The following is a 25,629-nucleotide window of genomic DNA, read 5'->3' as shown; positions in this document are numbered from 1 at the left end:
AAGAAAGCGCGGACGGCTCTTCTATTAAATTGCTTCCTTCATTTCCGTTTCTGATTTCGCATCCGCTTTAATCTCCCGCTGCTCATCATTTAGCTCATATAATAATTGCCCGTTTGCATCATAGGCATACACTTTATTCATCCTGGAAGCCGACTGCTCTTTAGTAGAGCTGCGAATAGAACGCCCAGCAAGATATACCCCGTCTTTCATAAGCGCATCCTGCTCATATCCATCCCACCATGCAATTTGCACCCTGCTTATATTCGGATCATTCAGTTGACCAACAGCATAATAATGTCGATACTTGCCAAAAGTAGACATACCTATTCGAAAGCTGAGTATGATTTGCGGGTCCAGCTTCATTCCAAATCCACCGCCGCGTGAGCTCCAGAAAAATCCAAGCGAACGTTTCACGAACAATTGATGTTGGAGCTCATGTTTATGATCAACGATTAGCAATAGCTCATAGCCTTGGCCTGTCTTTGATTTTAAGGAAATAGGAGCGTAAGGAGACTCCATCATATCCAGTGCATGCTGTGCTACTTTCTCCACACGAATAGAGCTTTGTGCGAAAAGCGCAGAATAGATGATGGAGCAAGCCAGAAGAATCAATAACCAACGGATCAAGTGTCCGAAAATTATTTTTGTAGTTGTCTGCATTAGTCTGCCTTCCCCCCCTCAAGTGGAATATAAAAGGAAAAGGACTCGCCATAAGCTTCATTAAATACAGTGACGCTTTTCAGATTAGGCGGCACGTTAGTAAACGTAAATTGACCATTTGATCGGTAAAGCCGCATGGATGCACCTGAAGATTGATACTGAAGCACCTCATTGGCATCTGTTTTTATTTGAATGGTATTAGGCAGTTGCGGCACCGAAAAAAAACGTTTTGAAGATAAATAAACAGTCAGCTTCCCTTCCCCATAAACAACGCCGTCAATACTTATCTCTTTGTTGAAATAGGTTTGCTTATCTGCATCCACCTTATAATAAAAACCTTTCTTCTTAGCCTCGCTCAGCTCAGCATTATGATCAAACAAATCAATTGAAGGAAGCGCAAAAAGCAGCGAAAACCCTCCAATAACAATAAGCAGCACCCATTCTACCCTTCGTAATATTTTTCTCATTTCAACCTCCTTTTGATTAAAATACTATAAGTTGATTACTTTTAATAAGCTGCTTTAATTTTTATACTTCATATGCTATTATAAACCTACTTCATACGATTTGAGCTTATAGCAGCCTTAATGCTTGTTGGTTACATTTTCCAATATTGTACATGATATAGACGTAAAGGACTATGCTTTAGGTGCAGTTTATTTAAAGCAATCAAGTATCACAACCATATATACTTCAAGGAGGATTAATCATGTCGACATTTTTGGATGAACAAATTTCACTGGGAGAAGTAAAGCTTAAGGTAAGCAATCTCGAGCGTTCAATCCTTTTTTATACGGAAGTTGTCGGGCTAAAGGTTTTGCAGCATGATGAAACACATCGTGTTGCAACGTTCACTGCTGATGGGAAACATACGCTGCTCGTTCTAGAGGAAGTGCCGAATGCCGTTGTGCCGCAAAAACGCTCTCATGCTGGTTTGTACCATTTTGCAATTCTGCTGCCGAATCGTCGCTCCTTATCGCTTGCGCTCCGCAACTTGATCACAAGCGGCATTCATATTGGGCAGGCCGACCACTTGGTAAGCGAGGCGCTTTATATTTCAGATCCGGATCATAACGGCATCGAAATTTACGCGGATCGTCCGCGTGAAGAGTGGAAGCGAGATGCCGAGGGCAATTATGTGATGGCAACAGACCCGCTTGATTGGGAAGATCTGCTTGCTCAGAGTGATGGTTTAGAATGGAGCGGTCTCCCGCAAGGAACCGTTATTGGACATATCCATCTTCACGTAGGCGACCTTAGGAAGTCGCGCGCGTTTTATGAAGGCAAGCTAGGCTTTGATGTTGTTGGCGATTATGCGCAAATGGCTGCTGTATTCGTCTCGGCTGGCGGATACCATCACCATATCGGCATGAACATTTGGGCAGGCGCAGGTGCTACCTTGCCGTCTGCCAATACGGTTGGCTTATCTTATTATACGATTGTTTTCCCAACTTCAACTTCTCGTGAAGCTTGGCTCGAGCATCTGCGCAGCGACGGTGTTGAAGCTGCAGAGCAAGGAAACGCGTTCGTTGTACATGACGCTTCCGGCATTGCTATTCACGCGACTGTAAAATCGGATTAATTGTTTATTCTAGTGAGCAGAGCTGATTCAAATAACAAAGGCAGACTAGGACATCAAATCATGTCTTAGACTGCCTTTGGTTTGTTCACCCCTAAACTATCTTTTCAATAGGCGATTCATGAATCGTTCAGTATCTTTTTTAAATCCATACTGTTCATACAATTCATGAGCATCATGCGTTCGCAGTATGCCGCCAATCCCATCGAATTCTTTGGTAATGAATTCAACTAACTTCTTTCCGAGCCCTCTGCCTCTGTATTCTTCGTCAATAAAAACATCACACAAATAATAAATCGTTGCCCAATCCGTTACAATTCGAGCGAATCCAACCTGCCTTTTATTATCGTAGATACCAAAACTAACTGAATTTTGAATGGATTTATGAATCGTTTCCGCTGGCCTTTGGTTTGCCCAATAACTCCTTGATAAAAATTTGCAAACGGTATCCATATCAATAAGTGACTTGTCATCACTAATTAGAAACTCTTTATATAGATGATTCAAGTTGATGCCCTCGTTTCACATTGTATTTTTATACATATAAATTAATATATATTCAGAATAATTTTATTTATATTTCTTGTCAATACAATGCAGGTTAACAGCTTCTTCTGTAACCAATCCATACCATCAACAAAGAAAAGAGGAACTGCATACCTGCAGTTCCTCAAATCGCACAAGAATCGAATTAGTCCATCGGAATGACCTTATCAAAAAATTCGACAGCTTTTATTTCTTTATCATTAATAATGGGGGTAAATGGCTTCACAATCGTTATGGTGTTAGTTATAAGATCCCCTGAGGGCATCCCCTTAAAAACAGCCGTTGTCTCCGATGTTCCATCTTTGTAATGTATGGTGATCGGATAATGATCCGCATACTCGTTTAACCCTATTTCCCGCGAGGAGCGGCTCGCTGCCTCAGAAATCTCTTTGGTATGCGCACTGTCTACTTTTATTGTAACGGAAATGGGCGAGATAGAAATGGATGATAGTGTTGCTTCGTAGTTATATAATGATATGCCCTGATCAATCTGATACGTTGTTGACATATCCTTATAGTCCAAATTGAATTTAATTTTCCATGAACCTGGATTTACTTTTTCAAATATATCGGGATAAACATCTGCCGCCTCTAAATGACTAAGCATCAAAGTAACAGGACTTCCTGCGATTGTTCTTTTCTTCGTTAAATAACTCATCATTAGACTGATTTTATTATCGCTTGGATTCTCATCGTCCAATAAAGTGTAACCGGTTGAGGAGCTATTGGTACTCATATGGTCAAAACTTAAATGTGTCACAAAACGATACCTTTTGGCATCTAGAACGGTACCTTCCGGCGCGGTGAAGTCCAAAAGAACATATATCAAATTGCTGTCTCCGATAATCTGTTTAACTTCAATTGTTCCATTCTCGTTTACCGCTTTTTTGTTGACCAATTGAGCGCCGTTTTCCAAATACAGCTCCTGTTCGTCATTCGCCGGGTTCAGAAAGTTTAAAAATTTCATATCGAGGCCCATATAGCTTGCTGCAAAAGCAGTTGTCGTTAGCAAACAAATCATAACCGCTGCTGCCAGCATCGCTGATCTTACATGTCTCCATGATGTTGGTATCCTTTTATCCACGGTTTCCGATTCAATTTTTACAATCATATCGTGCAATAGTTTGTCCTTATGTTCCTTATTAGGCTTTATGGTTTCAAATATGCCCTTGAACTGGTTTTCCGTCAACATATATCCCTCCCAAATCAGCCTTCAGGCGTGTTCGTCCTTTTGATAATTGTGTTTGCAGCGTGCTCTCTTTTCGATCTAGTAGTTTTGATATTTCTTTTACAGAATAATCCTCCACATAGTAGAGATATAACACCGTTCTGTATTTTTCAGGAAGCCGCAGCAATTTCTCGAGTATATCCCTCTGCTGCTCATTGTTTTCCCAGTATGTTTTTTCCGGCAAAACGTCTACATCAACCCGGCGAGATCTCCACCAGCTTTTTAATACGTCTTTACAGGTATTTTGGGCCGTCACAATAAGCCATGCTTTTTCATGCTCGCGGTCATTAAAGGTTTTGTTGTGCTTGAATAGCTTTAAAAATACAGACTGAACAGCGTCATCCGCATCCATCGTATTTTTCAATAGGATGAAACATAATCTGTACACCATATCGATATTCCGCTCATACATTTCAGAAAACTCACTATGGGTACGACTTAAAGATTGGTTGTCCATTTATTCACCTCCTATATAAAACACGAACGACCATTCAAAAATATCTTATAAGAACATTTTTTTATATGGCTGCATGAAATAAGAGCAGCCTGCCATGCGGCAAACTGCTCCTTGTTCTTTATTTTATTAGAATTCAATCCATATTGGCAGTATTAAAAAAATGATTGTAACTACCACGCTTATAGCAAGCAGGAGTTCACCAATTCTTTTGCTGACGACTGCTCCAAAATCATGAATATTTCTTTTCGAAACTAATATTGTCGCTAACCAAAACGGCATGGAAGCTAAAAAGGGATAGTTGAAACCATCTGTGCCGTTTGAATGTATAGCTAGACCCATTAGGTTAAAGAGATAATGAGTCAAAATAAAACCATTCCCAAAATTATAATTTATTAAAAACCCCGAAAGTAAAAAGAGCATAGAAAGTGATCCATATCCAAAAGGTTTTCTAACTGCCAAAATAGATCAACTCCTCCGCAGATACAATATCCATATTGTACCATATGAATTTATGTGATGATATCTATTCTGGAAGGCTGCCTGGTCTAACAGATCAATTAATTCAACATTTTGTAATAGAAAACCGTCGCATCTAATTTACCGTCTGCCGATCGTGCATAGCCAGGAATGCGTCCGGCTTCAATGTACTCTAATGAAGTATACAGGATATTCGAAGGATCATCCTCCCTCGTATCGAGAACTAACAATGTTCTGCCTTCGTGCCTTGCTCGTTCCTCTGCCTTTTGCATGAGTAAACGGCCAATTCCTCTAAGACGATAGTTTGGATGGGTCATTAATTTTGCAATTTCCCCTCTGTGTCTGCCATTTTGCTTCGTACATAGATGCAGCTGCACGCTCCCAACGATTCGATCATCGATTTTGGCAACGTATAAAATCACCTCTGGACTTAACACAGCCTCCCAGTACATTACAGCATCAGAAAGCTTCATTGGGGGTAAAAAGCCAATTGACGCACCATCTTCAACGACCTGTACCAACAGATCCGCCAGCCCGTTAACATGCTCTTCAATGGATTGTATTTGTTCAATCATCACATCACCAGCCATTCAAATCTCCTCCAAACCATAAGTATAGTTTAATAGTAATGATCGAAGTATAATTTGTATAACGAATTTATTTGATTATAATGATTCATATTTCAAATTAGTTGAGGTGCAGCTATGGATATTCCACAGTTAGAGGCTTTCTTATCCGTGTGCAAAATTCGCAATTTCACAAGGGCTGCAGAGTATTTGCATATCTCGCAATCTGCTGTTACTGCAAGAATAAAAGCGCTGGAACAGTCCGTCGGAAAACCGCTGTTTCTACGTGATAATCGGAATGTAAGCTTAACGCAGGCAGGCATCCATTTCCTCCCTTATGCCGAGAGGATGCTGCTGCTGTTTGAAGAAAGCAAGGTAACGTTATCCGAAGGATTAGAAAACTATATCGTCATGAGCGGACCTGGTTCTGTTTGGCATTACTATTATTTGCAGCACATTGTTTCGTTTAGGCAAGCACACCCGAAGGTGGCTATTAAATTTCTGAGCTACATCGATTCCAGCTACATGATTCGTGATCTTTTACTCGATGGCGTTGTACAAGTAGCTATTCGATACGACCCTCTTGATCGCCCTAATGTTACTAAACATTTCCTATTTGAGGACGAAATTATTCTTGTTTCTTCTCAAAATAGTTCTAACTTGTTTACGAAAACAGACTTCTTCTCGGGACAATATTGTCACATCGAGTGGGGATATCCGTTTCCAGATTGGTTTCGCTCAATCGTTGGGGAAGGTTATCTGCCTACTTTTGAAACCGACCACTCCACCATAATGCTCACATTGCTTTTGCAAGGAGCAGGATTTGGCTTCCTTCCCCGATCTATTGCACTGCCTTTTCTAGATGATCACCGTTTATATGAACTGCGCTGCGAATTGCCTTTTCCAGTTACGAGGGCCTATGCTCTCTATTTAACAGACAATCGCGACCATCCAAGTGTAAAACTAGCCTTGCAATTGCTCGATGTTCCTCTAGCTTCGGCAGGAGATTCAACACGCTGATCGTTTTCAAAACCTCCAAACCATTCCAGCCTCCGCCTTAAGACCGAGTCCGAAGCATGCTTAAGACGGTACTCTCATAAAATGGATACGGTTAAAATTATTGTAGCAGATCAATCAAATCGGAAACCTTACATTACAAAAACAAAGCGTATGCTTTCGAAGTGAGTTTTGCTTCACAAAAACAAAGCGTATGCTTTCGAAGTCAGTTTTTGCTCCACAAAAACAAAGCGTACTTTCGAAGTGAGTTTTGCTTCACAAAAACAAAGCGTATGCTTTCGAAGTCAGTTTTTGCTTCACAAAAACTAAAGGAGGTTACATAATGCCCGTATTAGAAGTGCGTAATTTACAAAAGAGCTTTGGATCAGTCAGCGCTGTAGCCGGCATTAGCTTCACCGTCGAGGCGGGAGAAGTGTTCACCATCATCGGTCCAAACGGCGCAGGAAAAACGACTACGCTTGAAATGATTGAGGGGCTGCAAAATCCTGATTCCGGCCAAATCGAATTTGGTCCTCTAAATTGGACGAAAAACAGTGAACAAATCAAGGTGTCCATCGGTGTTCAGCCTCAATCCAGCGCTTTGTTCGATTTATTGACGGTAGAAGAAAATTTAGATTTGTTCGCTACCTTTTATCCAAAATCCCGGCCAGCAGCGGAAGTGCTCGAAATGATTAATCTCACTGATCAGCGCAGCAAGCAGGTTAGGAAGCTCTCCGGCGGGCAGAAACAACGGCTTGCCATCGGACTCGCCATGATCAATGACCCTACGATCATTTTTTTAGATGAGCCTACAACAGGACTAGATCCGCAGGCAAGACGGAATATATGGGACATTATTCTTAAGCTGAAGGAGCTAGGCAAAACAACCATCCTTACTACCCATTACATGGAAGAGGCCGAAAAGCTGAGTGACCGTGTATGCATTGTTGATCAAGGGAAAATCGTCACCTTAGACACTCCCGCTGCTTTAATTGATCGGCTCACGAAGGAACGAGAGGTCAGACTTACCTTTATTGATGGCGCTGAGGCAGCTCTTGAGACTGAGAAAGTCGCTACACTCCACCATGCTGTCGTCCGAACGAATCGCGAAGGCGCTTCGCTCCAGCTATGGACGACCCAGCCTGAAGAAACATTGTATGAGCTGTTTGGATTTACAAAGGATCGCGGCTTCCGCGTCGAGCAAATCTCTATTCGTGAAATGAGCCTGGAAGATGTATTCATTGCCTTCACCGGCAAGGAATGGAGGGATTAAGTTAAATGAACAACACCAAACAATTTTCCAAAATGTTTAGCGCCCAGGTCAAAATGATGTTTCGCGAAAAACAAGTATGGTTTTGGAATATCTTTTTTCCGATAATTTTAATGGTATTATTTATGGTTATTTTTGGCGGAGGCTCACCCGATAGCTTTAAAGCTACAATTGCCGTTGTTGATTCACAGCCGAATGCCAATTCGAGCATGCTGCTTGAGCAGCTGCGCCAAATCCCGGTATTCGAGTTTAAAGAAGAGCAGCCAATCACGAAGGAAGCCGGCAATACGCTCATTGAGAAACAAGATATCGATGCGCTCATTATTTTGCCTGAATCCGATAGCTCCACCACAATGCAGCTCGTTGTAAACAAAGCCAATGAGCAAGGCGCTACCACCCAGGCTATTGCCGGCATTTTGGATCAATTTATTCAACAGACGAATTGGACCGTTGCCAAAGCTACGCCAACATTCAGCTTAACTAGACAATCCATTTCGCAAGGCTCCGAGGATTTGAATTATGCGGACTTCCTGCTGACAGGCATGATCGGTCTAACACTCGCGCAGGGTGGTCTGTTCGGCATGGTCAGTCTAGTTGAGATGCGCAGAAAGGGACTGATGAAACGGCTTCGCATGACGCCAGCCAAAATGGGCCTTTACGGGCTGGCAGGCGTAATTGTAAAGCTGTTGCTCGGCGTTTTTCAAATCATTATTTTAACATTGATTGGCGTATTCGGTTTTGGCGCAAATCTTCATATTAATGTATTAAGCTTAGTTATTGCTTTCTTTGCAGGCGCACTCGTATTTAATGCGATGGGTTATTTATTCTCTTCCTTCAGTAAATCTATAGAAGCTTATATGGGGATATCCAACATTACCAGCATGCTCATGATGTTTCTTAGCGGTGTATTTATCCCACTCGAAATCATGCCAAACTGGCTGCAGCCTATTGCACAAATTTTGCCGCTTACTTACTTCGTGGAGGGCATGCGGGATGGTCTCATATACAATTCCGGGATCGTTTCAACCTCATTCTGGATCGGTATTGGCATTATGGTCACATGGGGCGTTGTGTCCTTCTTAATCGGCTCCCAAGTGTATAAATCGAAATCAGCTGTGGAAGCAGCCTAGTCGTAATCATAAGCTAAAAAATAGGGCTGTCACAAAAGTAGATCATCCTACTGAAGTGACAGCCCTATTTTACGATAATCGGATCTATACCTTGCAAGCAGAGTGCTTCAATTGCGATTTCTCGATTTGAATCGTCGAATGTTCAATTTGGAATCTGTCGGCCAGATGTTGAATCGCTTCCTGAAGAATGACTTGGCAATCCTTATCATCCTCAACAATAAGATGGCAGCTTAAGGAGTCTATTCCCGATGTTATTGTCCAAATATGAAGATCGTGAACGTCTTTGACACCTTGAATGTCTAGCAGTGCTTCTTTAACCTGCTCAGCATTCACATGAGCTGGGGTTCCTTCCATCAGAATATGAACGGTTGATTTAATCACTCCCCATGCGCTTCGCAAAATAAGAAGAGCAACGACTACACTAATAATCGGGTCAGCGATATACCAGGAAAATGAATACATCAAAATACCGGCAATGATCGCGCCTACCGAACCAATGGCATCTCCGATGACATGAAGATATGCACTGCGAACATTTAGATTGTCCTTCACATCCGCCTTCCGCATAAGAAACCATGCACTTGCTATATTAGCAAGCAAACCGATACCAGCTATAATCATCATCGACCCGCTCGCGACGGTCGGCGGTTCACCGAACCGCTTGATTGCCTCCGCAATGATAAACGCGGCGATAACGAACAGTGTAATGCCATTAAACAAGGCTGCCAATATTTCAAAACGATGAAATCCATAAGTGCGGTTAGAAGAAGCTGGACGCACGGCAATCCACATTGCTGCCAAGCTTAACGCCAGTGCCGCCGTATCGCTCAGCATATGCCCTGAATCAGACAATAGCGCCAACGAGTTCGTCACAAGTCCCCCTACAAACTCCAAAACCATAATACCTGCTGTAATAATAAGTGCGATCAACAGCCCCGCTTTATTGTTCGGAGCATGAGAATGTCCATGATGACCATGACCATGCGAGTGACCATGGTGGTGACCGTGATGGCTGTGATTCCCATGCGAATGCTTAGGTGCGTTCTGTTCATGGCTATGGTTATGGTCGCATGCTCCATCTCCATGATCATGTTGATGGTTTTCCGCAATGGCTGCTGTTTTTAAATTTTTCCCTAGTTTCCCATCCTGTGATCCGTTCATAATTCTCTCCCCCAATCCATTCCAACAGACTTTATTAGTCTGTATCTAAACCAACTATTTCATGAATGCAATCGAATTTCCATAACATATGAATACATGCTCATATGTTATTAAATTTATTATATGTAATTTATGCTAATGTTGCAACAACTTTTACGAACAAAAAAAGAGGCGCATCTCTGCACCTCCATTTCTATCGAATTCCGTTGATCTAACGAATATCGAAGCAGCTTAGCCTTTCAGCGGCTCTACTGCTTCAACCAGCTTTTCTTCCAGCTCCAATGTATAAGCAGTCCGCTGCTCGTCATTCCACTGAAGACGATTCGCCATCGCGGCTATGACCTGTGTTTTCCACTGCTGAACATATCCGATTCGGAAAAACAAATCACCCGTACGGCGAATAAAGAAATCGGTTGGCTTCACTGTCATTTCCGCCTCTATGGCGTAACGAAGCTGAACCGCTAGTATGAGCGGCAATTCAAAGGTTTCCGCCCAAGAGCCTGTGCTTTGCGCCAGTGAGAACAGCTGATCCACGTTTGAGCCATAACGCTGTGCCAGAAAAGCAGACTCTTCCTTGCTGAAGCCATAATGTGCTCCCTCTGCTGATTTCTTCTGAACAAAAGGCTCAAAACCTTTTGACCCGCCTAATTCCCCGCCTGACATCGTAATCGTCTTGGTTTCGCTTTTGGCAAAAGCTTTGCTGCCGCCCTCCTGCCCGAGCAGTTCTACTACTTTATCTACAACGGTTTCAGCCATCTTGCGATAACCCGTCAGCTTGCCGCCCGCAATCGAAATCAGCCCGGAATCCGATACAAAAATCTCATCACGACGCGATATTTCCGAAGGCGATTTCCCTTCTTGCTGTATAAGCGGGCGAAGGCCTGCCCAGCTTGATTCCACATCTGCTTCTACAAGCTTCAGGTCTGGGAACATAAAGTTAACAGCTTGCAGCAAATAAGTGCGATCCTCCAGCGTCATCACTGGATTGACGGTATTGCCCTTATAGTTGGTATCCGTCGTACCGAAATACGTTTTTCCCGCGCGTGGAATCGCGAATACCATGCGGCCATCCGGCGTATCGAAGTAGACGGCTTGACGCAATGGGAAACGACTCTGGTCGAAGACCACATGAACGCCTTTTGTCAGACGGAGCGTTTTCCCCTTCTTCGATCCATCAATTTCGCGAATATCATCGACCCAAGGGCCCGTAGCATTAATGACTTTAGTTGCCTTCAACTCGTATTCAGCGCCATTAATCATATCTTTAACCAACGTGCCTGTTATTTTACCGTCTTTGCCATAACGAAGCGTCTCAACCTTGGCATAGTTCACCGACAATGCGCCGGTTTCTACTGCCTTCTTCATCACTTCTATCGTTAGCCGTGCATCATCGGTACGGTATTCCACATAATATCCGCTACCCTTTAAGCCATCCCGCTTCAAAAGAGGTTCCTTAAACAGCGTATCCTCTACGTTCAGCATCATCCGGCGCTCTTTTCGTTTGACGCCAGCTAGAAAATCGTAAACGCGCAAACCAATCGATGTCGAGAACTTACCGAAGGTGCCGCCCTTATAAAGCGGAAGCAGCATCCATTCCGGTGTCGTAACATGCGGCCCGTTCTCATATACGATTGCCYGCTCCTTGCCAACCTCGGCTACGACACCAATCTCTAGCTGCTTCAAGTAACGCAAACCGCCATGGACCAGCTTCGTCGAACGGCTAGAGGTCCCAGCTGCAAAATCCTGCATCTCCACTAAAGCCACTTTCATACCGCGCGCAGCAGCATCAAGCGCAATACCCGCGCCAGTAATTCCTCCGCCTATGACGAGTACATCCAGCTGTGATTGCTGCATCTGCTTCAGTACTTGCTCACGATTTTGGGCGGCAAATATTTCTTTATTATGAATGGTCATCATTATTTCCTCCCGATTGTCTATTTATTATTGTTCTGCCATTTACAGTTCATTACTCATGAATGAATCTAAATAAACAAAAAAACCACTCAAACCGCTCCCCAATCCCTAAAAAGGGTGTGGAAGCGGTTCTCGTGGTTTCTCCTGATCTCCAACCGTTATTAACTTGCCATCAGTATAGCATAATTATTGCGCGAAAGCCATGGCCGCTCGGACTGCACGATGCCATCCGCTGTATAAATCGGCACGTGTCTCCTCTTCCATTGCAGGCTTAAATATTTTATCTACCTGTCTCAGCTTAGCCAGCTCCTCGCGGTTTTGCCAGAAGCCTACCGCAAGTCCAGCTAAATATGCAGCTCCAAGTGCTGTAGATTCATTTACTACTGGACGCTCCACGGGAACGCCAAGCAGATCACTTTGGAATTGCATAAGCATGTTGTTGGCAACGGCTCCGCCGTCTACACAAAGCGACTCCAGCGGCAAACCTGATTCCTCCTCCATAACGGAGAGAACATCTTTGGTCTGGTAAGCCAGCGACTCTAATACAGCACGGACAAAATGTGCCTTGGATGTCCCCCGCGTGAGTCCAAATACGGCTCCTCTAACATCGCTATTCCAGTACGGCGTACCGAGTCCAACAAATGCCGGCACGACATAAACGCCGTCCGAGGACTCCACCTGCTCCGCCAGTGCTTCCGTCTCGGAAGCCGATTCAATAAGCTCTAGACCATCTCTAAGCCACTGAATCGCAGCACCTGCCACAAATACGCTGCCTTCAAGCGCATATTCCAGCTTGCCATCAACCTCCCACGCAATCGTGGTGAGCAGCCCCTTCTCGGAGACGATTGCTTTGGTGCCTGTATTCATTAACATGAAGCAGCCCGTACCATATGTGTTTTTTGTATTTCCTTCTGCATAAGCATTTTGACCAAACAAAGCTGCTTGCTGATCACCAGCTGCACCTGCAACTGGAATTTTGMGTCCGATTATTTCATCAACCACATGTCCGTAAACTTCAGAGGAAGATCGAACCTCCGGCAGCATCGTTTTAGGAATGTTCAAAATATGCAGAAGCTCATCGTCCCAGCTCCGCTCATGGATGTTGAACATAAGCGTTCTAGAAGCATTCGAAACATCCGTTACATGCACCTGTCCACCGGTTAAATTCCAGATCAGCCACGTATCGATCGTGCCAAAGAGCAGCTCGCCTTTCTCAGCACGCTCGCGTGCGCCCTCCACATGCTCAAGCAGCCAGCTCACCTTCGTGCCTGAGAAATAAGCATCAATAAGCAGGCCCGTTTTCTCGTGAAACTGTTGCTCATAGCCGCTTTTCTTAAGACCATCACTAATTTCCGCCGTTTGGCGGGATTGCCATACGATCGCGTTATGAATCGGTTGACCCGTCGTTTTGTCCCAGACAACGGTTGTTTCCCGTTGATTCGTTATTCCGATTCCAGCAATTTGCTCAGCGGTAATGCCTGTTTTGGCCAGCAGCTCTGCCATTACCTTTTTCGTCGACTGCCATATAAACCTAGCATCTGCTTCTACCCATCCTGAATGCGGGTAAGACAGCGGAAGCTCTTCTCTTGCTATATCTACAATGGTTCCACTCTTATCGACGAGCAGCGCGCGCGTGCTGGTTGTGCCCTGATCGAGCGATAACATATACGTTTCCACTTGAACCCCTCCTTCACTTGTCAGCTTACGCTTATTTTCCTAGCTTCCACAGCTCTTTCCGTGATGTCGTTATCGCCGAAGCTCCCGCTTCAAGCGCCTGGCTGACATGCGCCTCCGTACGAATTAGTCCTCCCGCTATAATGGGAATGCCGCTCCGCTGCTTCACTTCACTTATAATATCCGGTATAACACCCGGCAGTACCTCAATGAAATCAGGACGATTTTTGTCCAGCACCGTATAACTTCTCTCCAAAGCATCCGAATCAATAAGAAATAATCGCTGAATGGCAATCAGTCCATTCTGCTTCGTACGACCAATAACGCTGGAACGCGTCGAGATAATGCCTGCAGGCCTAATAGACTGGCATAGAAACTCTGCCGCGTATTCATCGTTTTTCAAGCCATCGATCAAATCGGCATGCAGCAGTACCTTTTTGTTATGCTGACTCGCCAAGTCAACGATATGCTTTAATTGCCCCAAATGCCCACCAAGGAGCACCATGTATGAAAAAGGCGAAGCAAGCACCGCTTCCACATCCTTCAGCTTATGCACTGCCGGCAATACGTTTTGCCCGTTTAGCAACATCGACATCTTGCCACCCCCGCTCGAATGCTTGAATTTACTCGTCTTAGCGGCTGTTTTATTCAGCGCTTCACTCGTTTAATGCTGCTCTCACGTTCCTGCAGTTTGGTCGGCAATACGATCTTTTTCGCAATATCCCGCTTTGAAGCCAGACGATCAGCAAGCAGCTCAACAGCCGTCTCGCCCATATACTCCATATGCACCTTAACCGTCGTAAGCGGCGGCTGCAAAAAGGCTGAAATAGCGATATCATTGTAACCGACAATTGAAATATCTTCTGGCACACGAAGCTCCGCTTCATGGAGTGCTCGGAGGGCGCCGACGGCCATAGAATCATTTTCGATAAAAAAAGCGGTTGGCATTTTATTCGCTTTTATCGCTTGCTGCATCAGCTTATATCCGTCTTCGGAATACAAATGCTCTCCCGTATAAACAAGTTCTGCATCGTACAGTCCTTTATCAGTCATTCGTTCTATAAATACATGCTCACGCTCATCACGCACACGCTTATTATTTACTAAGTTATGCCCGCCAATATAACCGATTTCTGTGTGGCCAAGGCGAGTTAGATAATCAATCACTTCTGAAACCGACTTTCCGATATCAATAACAACAGAATCAAATCGATTGTCATCTGGGGAAGAATCAACGAACACAATAGGCTCCAGCCCCTCTGGAAAACGGTTCAGATCCTCTTTCTCGAAGCGCCCGATTGCGATGATGCCATCAAACGACTCGCCTCGCCAATCTTTCTCGTCAGAGTGGACTTGCATAAACAATTTTACCAAATCCATATTTCTATGGAAGCACTCTCGCTCGATTCCTAGCCGAATGGCCATGTAATAAGGATCAAGCATTTCCTCTTGATCAGAATACCAGTTCACAAGACCAACCCGGTAACGCTCTTTAAGCCCAGCACCGTTACGTTGGCGCAGCGTCTTGTAATTCAATTGCTGCGCGATTTCAAATATACGTTTGCGTGTCTCATCTGCAACCGATATGGCTGGATCATAATTAAGCACCCGCGACACGGTCGCAATTGAAACCTTTGCTTTTTGTGCAATCTCTTTAATTGTAGCCATATTACCTTTCCTTCCTGCTAACCCGTGACGATAAGTAAAATTATACTTTAATTTTACTAAAAATCAATAAAATCCATTTGAATAAAACAAAAGCTGCTCCCCATGGTTGCTAACCGTGAAGAGCAGCTTTGTTTGATGTATTATTCATGCTTCAAATGCTGAAGCGTCAGCATAAAGACTTGTTCTACATGATCGTCATCGAGCGAATAAAAGACGGTTTTCCCGACTTTCCTGCGCTTGACGATACGCATGTTACGCAGCAGCCGCAGCTGATGAGAAACCGCCGATTGCCCCATGGAGAGCACCTCAGTCAAATCATGAACGCAAAGTTCAGACTGCACTAGCGCATGGATAATCTTCACTCGCGTGGGATCGCCAAGCGCCTTGAACAAATCAGCCAACTGAGCAGCTGTTGTTTCATTAATCATTTTGCTTCTAACATTCTCTATGTTTACCTCAGAGCCTGCGCACGAATCATCACATGCTGCGACAACTTGATTATCCATCATCATCCCACCAACCCTATTCATCCTAAAGCATATTATAACATGTTTTGGTTGAGGGGGTGAATTTGAAATACCTGCTTGCAGCCTGCACTGATCTACCAAGCAAAGCGATAGCTGCCAGACCCTGCTTGTATCGTAACGCCTGCCTCGGTCTCAGCTGCTGATGTTATTCCCGCACTCTCGGCAAGCAACCCGCCACTCTCCGTTACCTTCGTTCCCGATTCCGCACCTGGCAAACGAATTTCCGCAGTGGTATTCGAAGGAATTGTCACATCAAGCGTGAAGTGCCCCTCTTCCGATTTGGACCATTTCGAGCTAACTGAGCCATATACCGTCTCAATCTTCCCTTCCGCCCACGTTAGCCCTTCGCCCGGAAGCGGTGCGATGACGATTCGTTTATAGCCAGGAGCAGCTTCCACCGTTTGAATGCCCGCTACCGTCCGGTACATCCAATCGCCAATCGCTCCGTAAGCATAATGGTTAAATGAGTTCATATCCTTGCTCCAGAAGCTTCCGTCTTCCTTGATACCGTCCCAATGCTCCCAAATCGTCGTAGCGCCTTTGGTCACAGGGTAGAGCCAGGATGGATAGGTTTGCTGAAGAAGCAGCCTATATGCCACATCGTTTTTACCAAAAGCACTAAGCACATGGTTCAAGTAAGGAGTACCGACAAAACCTGTCGTCAGATGGTCTTTGCTTTGCTCAATCAGCTCAGTCAGCTTGGCAATAGCGCGTTTCTCTGCTGCTTCATCCAAGAGTCCAAACATCAAGGCTAACACTTGAGCCGTTTGCGTCGGAACAGCCAACCGTCCAGCACCTGTTACAAACTCTTCTCTAAGCGCTGCTACAATATTGTCGTACAATTCCGAGTATCTCTTCGAATCAGCATCCTTGTTGAGCACAGCTGCCGTCTTCTGAACGATGGATACCGAATAGGCATAAAAGGCTGTCGCGATAAAATCCCGATCCGTTGCCCCTACATAATCGCCCGACTTGGCATCAAGTCCAAGCCAATCTCCGAAGTGAAAACCTGTATTCCATAAAAACTCATTTTCGCCTTGGCGCTGAATATACGTTACCCACGCCTGCATGCTGTCATATTGCTCTTCTAATATCCGTTTGTCTCCGTAACAAATATATAACGTCCAAGGGCAAATCACTGCTGCATCTCCCCATGCTGCCGAGGACATGTCATTCTCGCCCAGCACCTGAGGAACCACGAACGGAACGCCTCCGTCTTCTGCTTGATCCGCCTCTACATCCCGCAGCCACTTCGTGAAAAAAGGAGCGACGTTTGATAAATAGGATGCCGTTTGAATGAACATTTGCGCATCGCCGGTCCAGCCGAGACGCTCATCCCGCTGTGGGCAGTCGGTCGGTACGTCAAGGAAATTCCCCTTGAGGCCCCATTTGATATTATGCTGAAGCTGATTGACGAGCGGTTCAGAGCACTGAAACTCACCGGTTTCCTCCATATCCGAATGCAGCACAACACCTGTAAAATCATCAAGCTTAATGCTTTCCGTTTCAGGGAAGCCAATCAGCTGCACATATCGAAAGCCCTGAAACGTAAAGCGCGGCTCATATGTTTCGGTCTCTCCGCCCTTCAGCACATATCGAATCATTTGTTTTGCCGCACGCAGGTTTTCGGTGTAGAAATTGCCTTCCTGATCAAGCACCTCTGCATGCAGCAGTGCTACTTCGGAGCCCGCTTCTCCCTTTACGGCAAACTGCACCCAGCCAACCATGTTTTGGCCAAAATCAAGCACGGTTTCCCCTTTGGGTGTCGTAATCAGAGCAATTGGCTTTAACCTCTCCTGCTTGCGAACAGGCTCATTCACCTGCGGCCTAAGCATATGCTTCTCATGCTGAATCACTTCAGCCGTCTGCCACTCACTCGCATTGTCATCATAAGCGGCTGTACTCCAGCCCTCTTGTTCTAGGCGTGCATCATACGTTTCGCCATGATAAATTTCCGAGAACTGAATTGGACTGACGGCGGCCTTCCACTTCGTATCGGATACAATGACCTCTTCACGTCCATCCTCGTAAACGATGTGCATTTGCAGCAGCAGCGCCAAACGATCGCCGTACACGCAGCGCTGATTGCCCCACGCCAAGTTCCCTTTGTACCAGCCGTTTCCAAGGGAAGCGCCAATTGCATTCCCGCCTAATTTCAGCAGATCAGTCACATCATAAGTTTGCGTTTGCAGTGTATGATTGTAACTCGTCCAGCCCGGCGCAAAATAACTATCGCCAACTCGCTGCCCGTTCAGCTCTAGCTCATATATGCCGAGCGCAGTCGCATAAACCCGCGCTTCCTTCACTTTGCCTGTGAGCTCAAAGCTTCTCCTCATTAGCGGGCTAGGCTCCGCCTCAATTGGCAGCATCGCAAGCGGTGCAGCGATCCAGTCGCCAAGCCACTCGTCTGGACTAAGCAGCCCCATTTCCCAGAAGGCAACAGCAGACCAAGCGGTTGCATCTCCATCTTGATTCCAAGCCCGAACACGATAATAATAGCGTTTACAGGATTCACCGACAAAAGAGTCCAGCTCAACATGCGTTGACTGCTCGCTGTTTACGCATCCTGACTGCCATAGGATCGATGCAAAGTCTGGTTCTGCCGCAATCTCAATCTCGTAAGCCGTTTGAACAACTGCCCTCTCATCAGAATGTAATTTCCATCCTAAACGAGGTTTTGTCACTCCGATTCCAATTGGATTTTGCTGATATTCACAATATACTGCGCTAATTTCAAACATCCTATAATCCTCCTTAAGATCATTTACAACTATTAATTGATTGCCCGAGCTTATAATAGAGTTGGCGCCCTTTTTTTTGAGTGTTCGCCTTCCTTGCCACAACGCTTTACACTATAATTATAAAAAAGCATGCTTGAAAAATGTTGGGTAAAACGGACAATATCATGCGGCAAACAGGACATTTTCACAAAATGTAGAACTTGCGCAGGGAGAGCTCACGATGAACCATCCCGTAGAAACATACCGTGGTGAGTACTTTTTTCAGAACAACCAGCTGCTTTATGTTAATCGTGCAAGCGAAAGCATCATGAGCCCCTATCATGATCACGATTTTCTCGAATGCGTATATATTGCAGAAGGAGCCGGCTATCACCATATCGGAGATCAGGTGCATAAGGTGCGGAAAGGTCAGGTATTTTTCATCCCTATCGGTATTTCTCATGTGTTCAGGCCGATCTCCTCCGACCAAGCCCGCAACCCATTAAGCGTATTCAACTGCGTCTTTTCTCCATTGCTGCTGCATAAGCTYAGTGCATTCGCTTCCGATTATCGCAGCGTGCAGTTTATTAATGATATGGAAAGCGGCAATTTTCCCTATTATTCTTGTATGGATACAAATAGTCAGTTTGAGAAGCTCTTTCTATCCTTGCATAGAGAATTTGAACTGACTCAGAGCGGCTCGTCCGATTACTTGCATACGCTGCTGCTCCAACTGCTCATTACTCTGCAGCGCTCTGTTGCTAGCGATCCGGAAGTTACGGCTCGTGCGCCGCAGCAGCTGGAATTTATAAAGCTGTTAAATGATCTTGATCAGCGTTTCCAGCAGGAGCTGACCCTAGCCAAGCTGGCCGAAACAAGCGGCTGGAGCGAGCGTCATCTGCAGCGGCTCTTTCAGCAGTATACGAAACAAAGCTTTCATCGTTATTTGCAAAATTTGCGTATCCAAAAAAGCCAAGAGCTGCTTCGCGGCTCTCAGCTAAAAATCAGTACCATTGCCGAAATGGTTGGCTATCGCGATATTCATTCTTTTAACGCATTGTTCAAAAGGTGCACCGGCATGACGCCTAGCGTCTATCGTAGAGGCTAGAGAATAACCTCAGCTGGCATGCCTAAGCAGAAGGAGGTTCAATATCATCATGTTTACTCTAAAAGAAAAGCTCTATTTGCTTCAGCTGCTGAAGCAGCAAAATCGGAAACGTTTATTTGGCTTTGRCAAAAAAGACCCGGCGCATGACCGGCTGGTAGAGAAGCTGGAGCAAATGGTTCGAAACGAGCAAGTTAACAAAGAACAACTATAATAGACTGCCATATTTCATGCCACGCATAGTCAGTCACAGGAGGAATTATGACAGGAAAGACCCATCTTGCCATCGGAGCAGCTGTTGGTGCAGCCGCTTCTGTTTATTATCCCTTTACGATCGAGCACGCCGCTTTGTACATTGCCGTAGCCGGATTTTCAGCGCTAAGCGCTGATCTTGACGGACCAAGCATGCTCAGCACCAAGCTCAGCAAGCTATCGAAGCTCATTCGTGAGCTTACGCTTTGGTCCGGGTGCCTCCTAGCCGGAATCGTTGCCTACTATTTTTTCACAGATCAATCTCCATCACCGGTGTACATAGGCGTCGCAGCCGCTATCTTCCTGCTGGGTCTTGTTGCTAAACAAGGCGTGATCCGAAATGTACTTGCCAGCGCAGTTGGCTGTGCGGTGATGTACGCAGGCTACTACTACCAAATGAACTGGCTTATCGGCTTCGGATTGTTTTCAGCTTGGGTGCCTTGGCTGAAGCACCGCGGTATGACGCATACGATATGGGCCGTTCCGATTTGGGGATATATCGGCCTTGGACTGGAAAACCAGCTCCAAATCGAAGGGATCGCGATCGTGGCTATGCTCGGTTATTTATCTCATCTCGTAGCGGATACACTCACGCCAAGCGGCGTAAAGTGGCTATATCCGCTTACGAAAAAATCTTTTAAAATCCGTTTATAATCTAAAAAAGCGGCAGCCTGGACGAGTTACCAACGTCCGAGACTGCCGCTTTTTATTTAGCCCAATATCTTATTGATCAACATCTGCTTCTAAATAATCATCTACTTGTCTTGTTTTACTTGCTCCATAAATGCCCGGAAGTTCTCTGCGATTTCTTTTGATTTAGTATGGTGCAAATAATGACCACCTTCAAAGGTCATCACTTTGCCATGAACAGAATCTTTTATTTGCTCTTCATGCAGCGGTATCCAACCTTTTACGCCTGTATTATTCGCTTGTATAAAGAAAATAAGGGGAAGCTCTTTTGGGAATGATAAGCTTCGAGCTGCAACAAAATTGGGATAAAGATTTTCCAATTCATTCAAGCTGGTGTTATTAAACATGTTTTTGTTTGACAGCATCTTCATTTGTTTTTTTGTTTCATCATCATATGGCATCCCAGCAAATGGATCCTCGCCAAAACTCGTCATCAATCTGCCGAAACCTGATTGTTTGAGCAGTTTGAAGGCTCCTAATGGCAATTTTTTATCCATACCGCCTTGCGCTGGAACACTCGTATCGATCCCGACAAATGCACTCACTTCGTTTGGATATTTGTTTACATAATCAAGTCCGTAAATGCCTGTAATGGAGTGACCCATTAGAATAAAACGGTCAATATTAAGGCTTTGCAGCGCTTCATGAACTTCACTTACAATATTATCTGTGGTTCGTTCTTTGTCGGTTCTATCACTTAATCCATAACCAAAAGGCTCAACCACGACAACTTTGTAAAATGGCGACAGCTCTTCAATTAGCGGCTTAAAATCAAGCGCTGGTGTCGCAGTTCCTTGGCCAGGCAGAAGCACGATTGTTTCTTCGCCTTGTCCCTGAATCAGAACATTCATATTTTTCCCGTCTACCTTTACAGACTGACCATAGGGTTTTATTTTACCTTCTTCTGATTTGCTGCTGATCTTATTAACGACAAATACTGTAGCTACAAAAAGAACGATTGCTATAACTATTACTGCTAATACTTTAAGTAAAATGAACAATATTTTTTTCATTTTACTGGCTGGTTTTTTACCTGTTTCCAAATCCATTTTCTTTACCTCTCGTATGCTCACTCTCATCTTCTCCTGTCATTAACTCTATGTTGGGCTTTCTTAATGGGCCGCTAAAGAAAGCTTATACGACGAAGATGTACTCCGCGTGACGACAATATGAACTGAATATGAACAACAAAAAAATGCTGCAGCAACACATGCAAAGAGTTTGCACATGCTGCCGCAGCATAGAGTAAACGAGCGATGTCGACTAATACATTACGAATCGAATTACTCTGTCGGAGTAATGATTGGCAGAGTGACAATGAAGGTCGTTCCTCGGCCAGGCTCACTTTCCACTCGAATGTCACCTTGATGAAGCGATACGATCTGTTTAACGATGGCAAGGCCCATTCCGCTGCCTTCATATTTACGGCTGTGGGAGCGATCCGCCTTAAAAAATCGCTCGAAGATACGCTTCTGATCCTCTGGCGCAATACCTATGCCGCTGTCGGATATTCGGACGGTCACGTTTTTGATATCTTGTTTGATACTCACTTTAATGATGCCGCCATCCTGCGAAAATTTGATGCTATTGCCGATTATATTAGTCCAAACCTGATTCAACAGATCATGATCAGCTAAAAAAATAACAGTAGGCAAATGGAGCTCGAAATCGATATTGCGAGTCGACCACTGCGGCTGTATCGCGACGATAATTCGTCTTATTTGTTCATCAAGTCTAAATGCGGTCAGCCGCATCTGTTGTGACTGTGATTCAAGCAAACTCAGCTTTAGCAGGCTATCACTCATCTTGGACATCCGTTCGGCTTCAGCAATAATAATATCTAGGTAGCGATTTCGATCGTTATCCGCAACATTTGCTTGCTTGAGCGCTATAGCATAGCCGGATATCGAAGTGAGCGGAGACTGAACTTCGTGCGAGACATTCGTTACGAATTCTCTGCRCATCTGCTCCAACTGCTGCAGGTCATGCATCATTTCTTCGAAGCTTCGAGCCAGCGTTCCCAGCTCGCCCGTTTGTTTAATATTCAGCTTGACGTTGAAATCGCCAGATGCTATCCGTCTAGTCGCTTTTGTCAGCTTTTTGATTGGTCTTATTAGAAATATGGAGGCAATTAGAATAAATAAGCTGCCTGTAATCAACGCATAAGCGACAAAAGATAATCCCCATTTGAATACAAAAGAAGCAGATGGAGGGGAGAGTGCTTCCACAAACATCGCTTTCGTTCCCATGTCTGTTTTGAGCGGCAATCCTATGAAAGTAACAGTAACCCCCTTCATACGAACCCGAACCATTTCTCCAGCCAGTACCTTCATTACTTGTTCCTTGGCTATTACAGCAGGCTTATGCCCGTGCAGCGCTCCGAAAGACTGGAATCGATCCGTCGTTTCATAAATTCGAATATGATAGGAATTGAGCTGCTTCATTCCACTTACGAACTTGTCCGCATCACGTGAGGGGATGGCCTCATAAATTCGCGCGATGTCTTGTCCAAAATTACGCATCAAAATTTGCGAGTTTTCACTCAATTTTTCTTCAAATGCCCAAGTTGCCACAAAAAAAGCAATGATCGTGCCCCCAATCGTGGAGACTAGAAAAATGAGGACGACTCGTGTATATAAAGATTTGATCATTCGTGCACCTCAAGCCGGTAGCCAAGCCCGCGCACCGTCTCGATATGAAAATCGGTAGTCGTCGCGAAGCGTTCGCGCAATCGTTTAACATGTACGTCTATCGTTCGATCGTCGCCTGCATAATCGATCCCCCAAATTTGATCGATCAGCTGCTCACGCGTGTAGATTTGTCCAGGTGTGCCAGCGAGCTTATAAAGGAGTTCAAACTCCTTGAGCGGCAGCGCAAGTGATTCCGTTCCTCTCATTACTTTATAGGTCTGCCGGTCAAGAATGATGCTGCCTAGCCGAATCGTCTGTGTTGAGCCAATCCGGTACCTTTTCAGAAGAGCTCCAACACGAGCCGTCAGCTCCAATGGATCAAATGGTTTCGTCAAATAATCATCCGTCCCGAGCTGGAAGCCTTTCACCTTCTCCCATGTCTCGCCTCTTGCAGTCAGCATAAGTAACGGAAGATCAGGATTGCTTCTTCGGAGCTCCTTGCACAACGTCCAACCATCCATAATCGGCATCATAATATCGAGTACGACAAGATCAATATGCATCGAGGCATAGACGGCCAGTGCTTCCTTGCCGTCTCCCGCTTCAGCCGTTTCGAATCCGTCGTTGCGTAGAAATAAACAAACGAGTTCGCGAATGTTCGCATCATCATCAGCAACCAGTATAGTAGGCATTCGTTCCCTCTTTCCCTGTTATGCGTCCATATAATAGTAATCATTATACTATAAATCGTGTTGAATGATAAAAACAGCACAGAACAGACAAAAGCAGCTGACCATTGAGGTGAGCTGCCGCTTTTTTTATATCAGGTACCGCAAAAAGTTTGGTATGGACGAGTTGATACCCCAGGGAACGTGTAATGATCAGACCGTTCGCGGGCGTGATCGTATGGGCTCGAAAGAACACTCAGAAGCTGCTCCATCACACGGTTGTCGCCTTGCTTCACTGCGGCTTCAAGCGCTTCTTCAACTCGAAGGTTGCGCGGGATTACCGCAGGGTTGCTTGCGCCCATCAACTGATGAGATGCAGCTTTGGATTCCGGCTGCCTGCCAAGCCTCGCTTGCCACAGCTCATACCATGGTGCAAACTCCTCGGTGCCAAAGAGTGCTGTATCTTCTGGTTTATCTAATGTGAACGAGCGGAAGGTATTCGTGTAGTCTGCACCATGCTCCTGCATCATACGAAGCAAATCTGTAATTAGAGCCTCATCTTCAAGCTCTTCATTAAAAATTCCAAGCTTCGCTCTCATTCCACTAAGCCAGCTCTGGTGATACAACTCTGCAAATCCAGATAACGCATCCTCTGCCAGTTTTATAGCTTGTTCTTCATTATCATGCAGCAGCGGCAAAAGCGCCTCAGCAAATCTAGCGAGATTCCACGCCGCGATACGCGGTTGGTTGCCATAGGCATAACGGCCATGAACGTCAATGGAGCTGAATACCGTTTCGGGATCATAGGCATCCATAAAGGCGCAAGGGCCATAATCAATGGTCTCTCCGCTAATCGACATATTGTCTGTATTCATCACACCGTGGATAAAACCAACGAGCTGCCATTTGGCGATTAGCGCTGCCTGACGCTTAATTACTTCTTGAAGCAGGCGAAGATAGCGATCTTGAGCTTCGCCAACCTCTGGGTAATGCCTTTGCAAGGTGTAATCAGCAAGTTGTCTGAGTTCTTCAGCCGTACCCCACTGGGCAACGTATTGAAAGGTGCCCACGCGCAGATGGCTGGAAGCCACGCGGGTCAGAATTGCACCCGGCAGCTCCGTTTCGCGGTATACAGGCTCGCCAGTTGTGACAACGGCGAGGCTGCGAGTGGTAGCAATACCAAGCGCGTGCATAGCCTCACTTATAATATATTCGCGCAGCATCGGTCCAAGTGAAGCCCGGCCGTCGCCTCCGCGGGAGTATGGCGTTCTGCCAGAACCTTTAAACTGAATATCAAACCTCTCACCTGTAGGCGTAATTTGTTCACCCAGCAATAGCGCACGCCCATCCCCTAATCTGTTAAAATGTCCAAATTGATGCCCAGCATAAGCTTGAGCAAGCGGCAAAGCGCCTTCGGGAATTTCATTTCCCGACAGCATAGCAGTACCGTCCTGGCTTAGAAGTGATTGAACATTTAAGCCTAGTGATTTTGCGAGCGATTCATTCATAATATTCAACTGCGGAGAGTGCACAGGCGGCGGGCTCATTTTTGTGAAAAATGTTTCCGACAGCCGTGCATAACTGTTGTCAAAGTTCCAACCTGTTTTATCTAATGCTGTTTCCTCAGTCATCGTATCTCCTATATTCTTGTGTCGTTTATCTTCGTTATTGCATGGTCATCTAATGAAAAAAAGTCATAAATACCATTTAT

Annotated in this window: 25 protein-coding genes; 7 read left to right on the top strand and 18 right to left on the bottom strand. The window is 45.1% G+C overall.

Features of this window, described 5'->3' with window-relative positions:
* Positions 1-24 precede the first annotated feature (24 nt).
* Both AC1DPK_RS11250 and AC1DPK_RS11245 read right to left on the bottom strand, forming a co-directional pair.
* Positions 25-660 carry a hypothetical protein gene (locus AC1DPK_RS11250; RefSeq protein WP_477510357.1) on the bottom strand — a complete coding sequence of 212 codons (636 nt, stop codon included), beginning with the start codon at positions 658-660 and terminating at the stop codon, positions 25-27.
* The gene (locus AC1DPK_RS11245) at positions 660-1,127 is read right to left on the bottom strand and encodes a hypothetical protein (protein ID WP_477510356.1); all 468 of its coding nucleotides are present in this window, start codon (positions 1,125-1,127) and stop codon (positions 660-662) included. The genes AC1DPK_RS11250 and AC1DPK_RS11245 overlap by 1 nt, the downstream gene beginning before the upstream one ends.
* A gap of 242 nt (positions 1,128-1,369) precedes the next feature.
* On the opposite strand from AC1DPK_RS11245, the gene AC1DPK_RS11240 reads away from it, so the two are divergent.
* On the top strand, positions 1,370-2,242 hold the full coding sequence (locus tag AC1DPK_RS11240; protein WP_477510355.1) for a VOC family protein: 873 nt from the start codon (positions 1,370-1,372) through the stop codon (positions 2,240-2,242).
* Between the two features lie 96 nt (positions 2,243-2,338).
* Here the strand turns inward: AC1DPK_RS11240 and AC1DPK_RS11235 are convergent, their stop codons facing one another.
* From AC1DPK_RS11235 to AC1DPK_RS11215, 5 genes are all read right to left on the bottom strand, one after another.
* A complete protein-coding gene (locus AC1DPK_RS11235; protein ID WP_477510354.1) occupies positions 2,339-2,746 on the bottom strand; it encodes a GNAT family N-acetyltransferase in 408 nt (135 codons plus the stop codon).
* Positions 2,747-2,930: 184 nt separating this feature from the next.
* Positions 2,931-3,977 carry a hypothetical protein gene (locus AC1DPK_RS11230; RefSeq protein ID WP_477510353.1) on the bottom strand — a complete coding sequence of 349 codons (1,047 nt, stop codon included), beginning with the start codon at positions 3,975-3,977 and terminating at the stop codon, positions 2,931-2,933.
* The gene (locus AC1DPK_RS11225; protein ID WP_477510352.1) at positions 3,943-4,470 is read right to left on the bottom strand and encodes an RNA polymerase sigma factor; all 528 of its coding nucleotides are present in this window, start codon (positions 4,468-4,470) and stop codon (positions 3,943-3,945) included. Before AC1DPK_RS11225 ends, AC1DPK_RS11230 begins: the two co-directional genes overlap by 35 nt.
* Positions 4,471-4,596: 126 nt before the next feature.
* Positions 4,597-4,929, bottom strand: coding sequence for a hypothetical protein (locus AC1DPK_RS11220; RefSeq protein ID WP_477510351.1), 333 nt, complete (start codon positions 4,927-4,929; stop codon positions 4,597-4,599).
* A 98-nt stretch (positions 4,930-5,027) separates the two neighbouring features.
* Entirely contained in the window at positions 5,028-5,537 is a 510-nt protein-coding gene (locus AC1DPK_RS11215) for an N-acetyltransferase family protein (protein ID WP_477510350.1), read from the bottom strand.
* Between the two features lie 114 nt (positions 5,538-5,651).
* On the opposite strand from AC1DPK_RS11215, the gene AC1DPK_RS11210 reads away from it, so the two are divergent.
* From AC1DPK_RS11210 to AC1DPK_RS11200, 3 genes are all read left to right on the top strand, one after another.
* On the top strand, positions 5,652-6,533 hold the full coding sequence (locus AC1DPK_RS11210; RefSeq protein WP_477510349.1) for a LysR family transcriptional regulator: 882 nt from the start codon (positions 5,652-5,654) through the stop codon (positions 6,531-6,533).
* A gap of 319 nt (positions 6,534-6,852) precedes the next feature.
* Positions 6,853-7,782, top strand: a complete 930-nt coding sequence (locus AC1DPK_RS11205) for an ABC transporter ATP-binding protein (RefSeq protein ID WP_441911393.1) — start codon at positions 6,853-6,855, stop codon at positions 7,780-7,782.
* A gap of 5 nt (positions 7,783-7,787) precedes the next feature.
* On the top strand, positions 7,788-8,909 hold the full coding sequence (locus AC1DPK_RS11200) for an ABC transporter permease (RefSeq protein ID WP_477510348.1): 1,122 nt from the start codon (positions 7,788-7,790) through the stop codon (positions 8,907-8,909).
* An 84-nt stretch (positions 8,910-8,993) separates the two neighbouring features.
* Here the strand turns inward: AC1DPK_RS11200 and AC1DPK_RS11195 are convergent, their stop codons facing one another.
* The 7 genes from AC1DPK_RS11195 to AC1DPK_RS11165 all read right to left on the bottom strand — a co-directional run bounded on the left by AC1DPK_RS11195 (position 8,994) and on the right by AC1DPK_RS11165 (position 18,594).
* Entirely contained in the window at positions 8,994-10,070 is a 1,077-nt protein-coding gene (locus AC1DPK_RS11195; protein WP_477510347.1) for a cation diffusion facilitator family transporter, read from the bottom strand.
* Between the two features lie 231 nt (positions 10,071-10,301).
* Entirely contained in the window at positions 10,302-11,984 is a 1,683-nt protein-coding gene (locus tag AC1DPK_RS11190; RefSeq protein WP_477510417.1) for a glycerol-3-phosphate dehydrogenase/oxidase, read from the bottom strand.
* Between the two features lie 186 nt (positions 11,985-12,170).
* Entirely contained in the window at positions 12,171-13,661 is a 1,491-nt protein-coding gene (gene glpK / locus AC1DPK_RS11185) for a glycerol kinase GlpK (protein WP_477510346.1), read from the bottom strand.
* Between the two features lie 31 nt (positions 13,662-13,692).
* Positions 13,693-14,247 (bottom strand): glycerol-3-phosphate responsive antiterminator, encoded by a 555-nt coding sequence (locus AC1DPK_RS11180; protein WP_430063306.1) that lies wholly within the window; start codon positions 14,245-14,247, stop codon positions 13,693-13,695.
* 59 nt (positions 14,248-14,306) lie between these two features.
* Positions 14,307-15,326, bottom strand: coding sequence for a LacI family DNA-binding transcriptional regulator (locus AC1DPK_RS11175; RefSeq protein WP_477510345.1), 1,020 nt, complete (start codon positions 15,324-15,326; stop codon positions 14,307-14,309).
* A 140-nt stretch (positions 15,327-15,466) separates the two neighbouring features.
* Entirely contained in the window at positions 15,467-15,835 is a 369-nt protein-coding gene (locus AC1DPK_RS11170; RefSeq protein ID WP_372238973.1) for an ArsR/SmtB family transcription factor, read from the bottom strand.
* A gap of 92 nt (positions 15,836-15,927) precedes the next feature.
* Positions 15,928-18,594: a family 78 glycoside hydrolase catalytic domain gene (locus tag AC1DPK_RS11165; RefSeq protein ID WP_477510344.1), complete on the bottom strand. Its 2,667-nt coding sequence runs from the start codon at positions 18,592-18,594 to the stop codon at positions 15,928-15,930.
* A gap of 220 nt (positions 18,595-18,814) precedes the next feature.
* Between AC1DPK_RS11165 and AC1DPK_RS11160 the strand changes: the two genes are divergently transcribed.
* From AC1DPK_RS11160 to AC1DPK_RS11150, 3 genes are read left to right on the top strand one after another with little or no spacing between them, the layout of a single operon-like run.
* Positions 18,815-19,681, top strand: a complete 867-nt coding sequence (locus tag AC1DPK_RS11160; protein ID WP_477510343.1) for a helix-turn-helix domain-containing protein — start codon at positions 18,815-18,817, stop codon at positions 19,679-19,681.
* Positions 19,682-19,730: 49 nt separating this feature from the next.
* Entirely contained in the window at positions 19,731-19,892 is a 162-nt protein-coding gene (locus AC1DPK_RS11155) for a hypothetical protein (protein WP_477510342.1), read from the top strand.
* 47 nt (positions 19,893-19,939) lie between these two features.
* Positions 19,940-20,584: a metal-dependent hydrolase gene (locus AC1DPK_RS11150; protein ID WP_076267236.1), complete on the top strand. Its 645-nt coding sequence runs from the start codon at positions 19,940-19,942 to the stop codon at positions 20,582-20,584.
* A 101-nt stretch (positions 20,585-20,685) separates the two neighbouring features.
* Here the strand turns inward: AC1DPK_RS11150 and AC1DPK_RS11145 are convergent, their stop codons facing one another.
* From AC1DPK_RS11145 to AC1DPK_RS11130, 4 genes are all read right to left on the bottom strand, one after another.
* Positions 20,686-21,669, bottom strand: a complete 984-nt coding sequence (locus AC1DPK_RS11145) for an alpha/beta hydrolase (protein WP_477510416.1) — start codon at positions 21,667-21,669, stop codon at positions 20,686-20,688.
* A gap of 234 nt (positions 21,670-21,903) precedes the next feature.
* Positions 21,904-23,271 (bottom strand): sensor histidine kinase, encoded by a 1,368-nt coding sequence (locus AC1DPK_RS11140; protein ID WP_477510341.1) that lies wholly within the window; start codon positions 23,269-23,271, stop codon positions 21,904-21,906.
* The gene (locus AC1DPK_RS11135) at positions 23,268-23,942 is read right to left on the bottom strand and encodes a response regulator transcription factor (RefSeq protein ID WP_339204952.1); all 675 of its coding nucleotides are present in this window, start codon (positions 23,940-23,942) and stop codon (positions 23,268-23,270) included. Before AC1DPK_RS11135 ends, AC1DPK_RS11140 begins: the two co-directional genes overlap by 4 nt.
* 131 nt (positions 23,943-24,073) lie before the next feature.
* On the bottom strand, positions 24,074-25,549 hold the full coding sequence (locus tag AC1DPK_RS11130; RefSeq protein ID WP_477510340.1) for a protein adenylyltransferase SelO: 1,476 nt from the start codon (positions 25,547-25,549) through the stop codon (positions 24,074-24,076).
* Positions 25,550-25,629 lie beyond the last annotated feature (80 nt).

It is taken from the genome of Paenibacillus sp. 01T424 (assembly GCF_056398745.1).
This window is presented reverse-complemented; position numbering and strand designations above follow the sequence as displayed.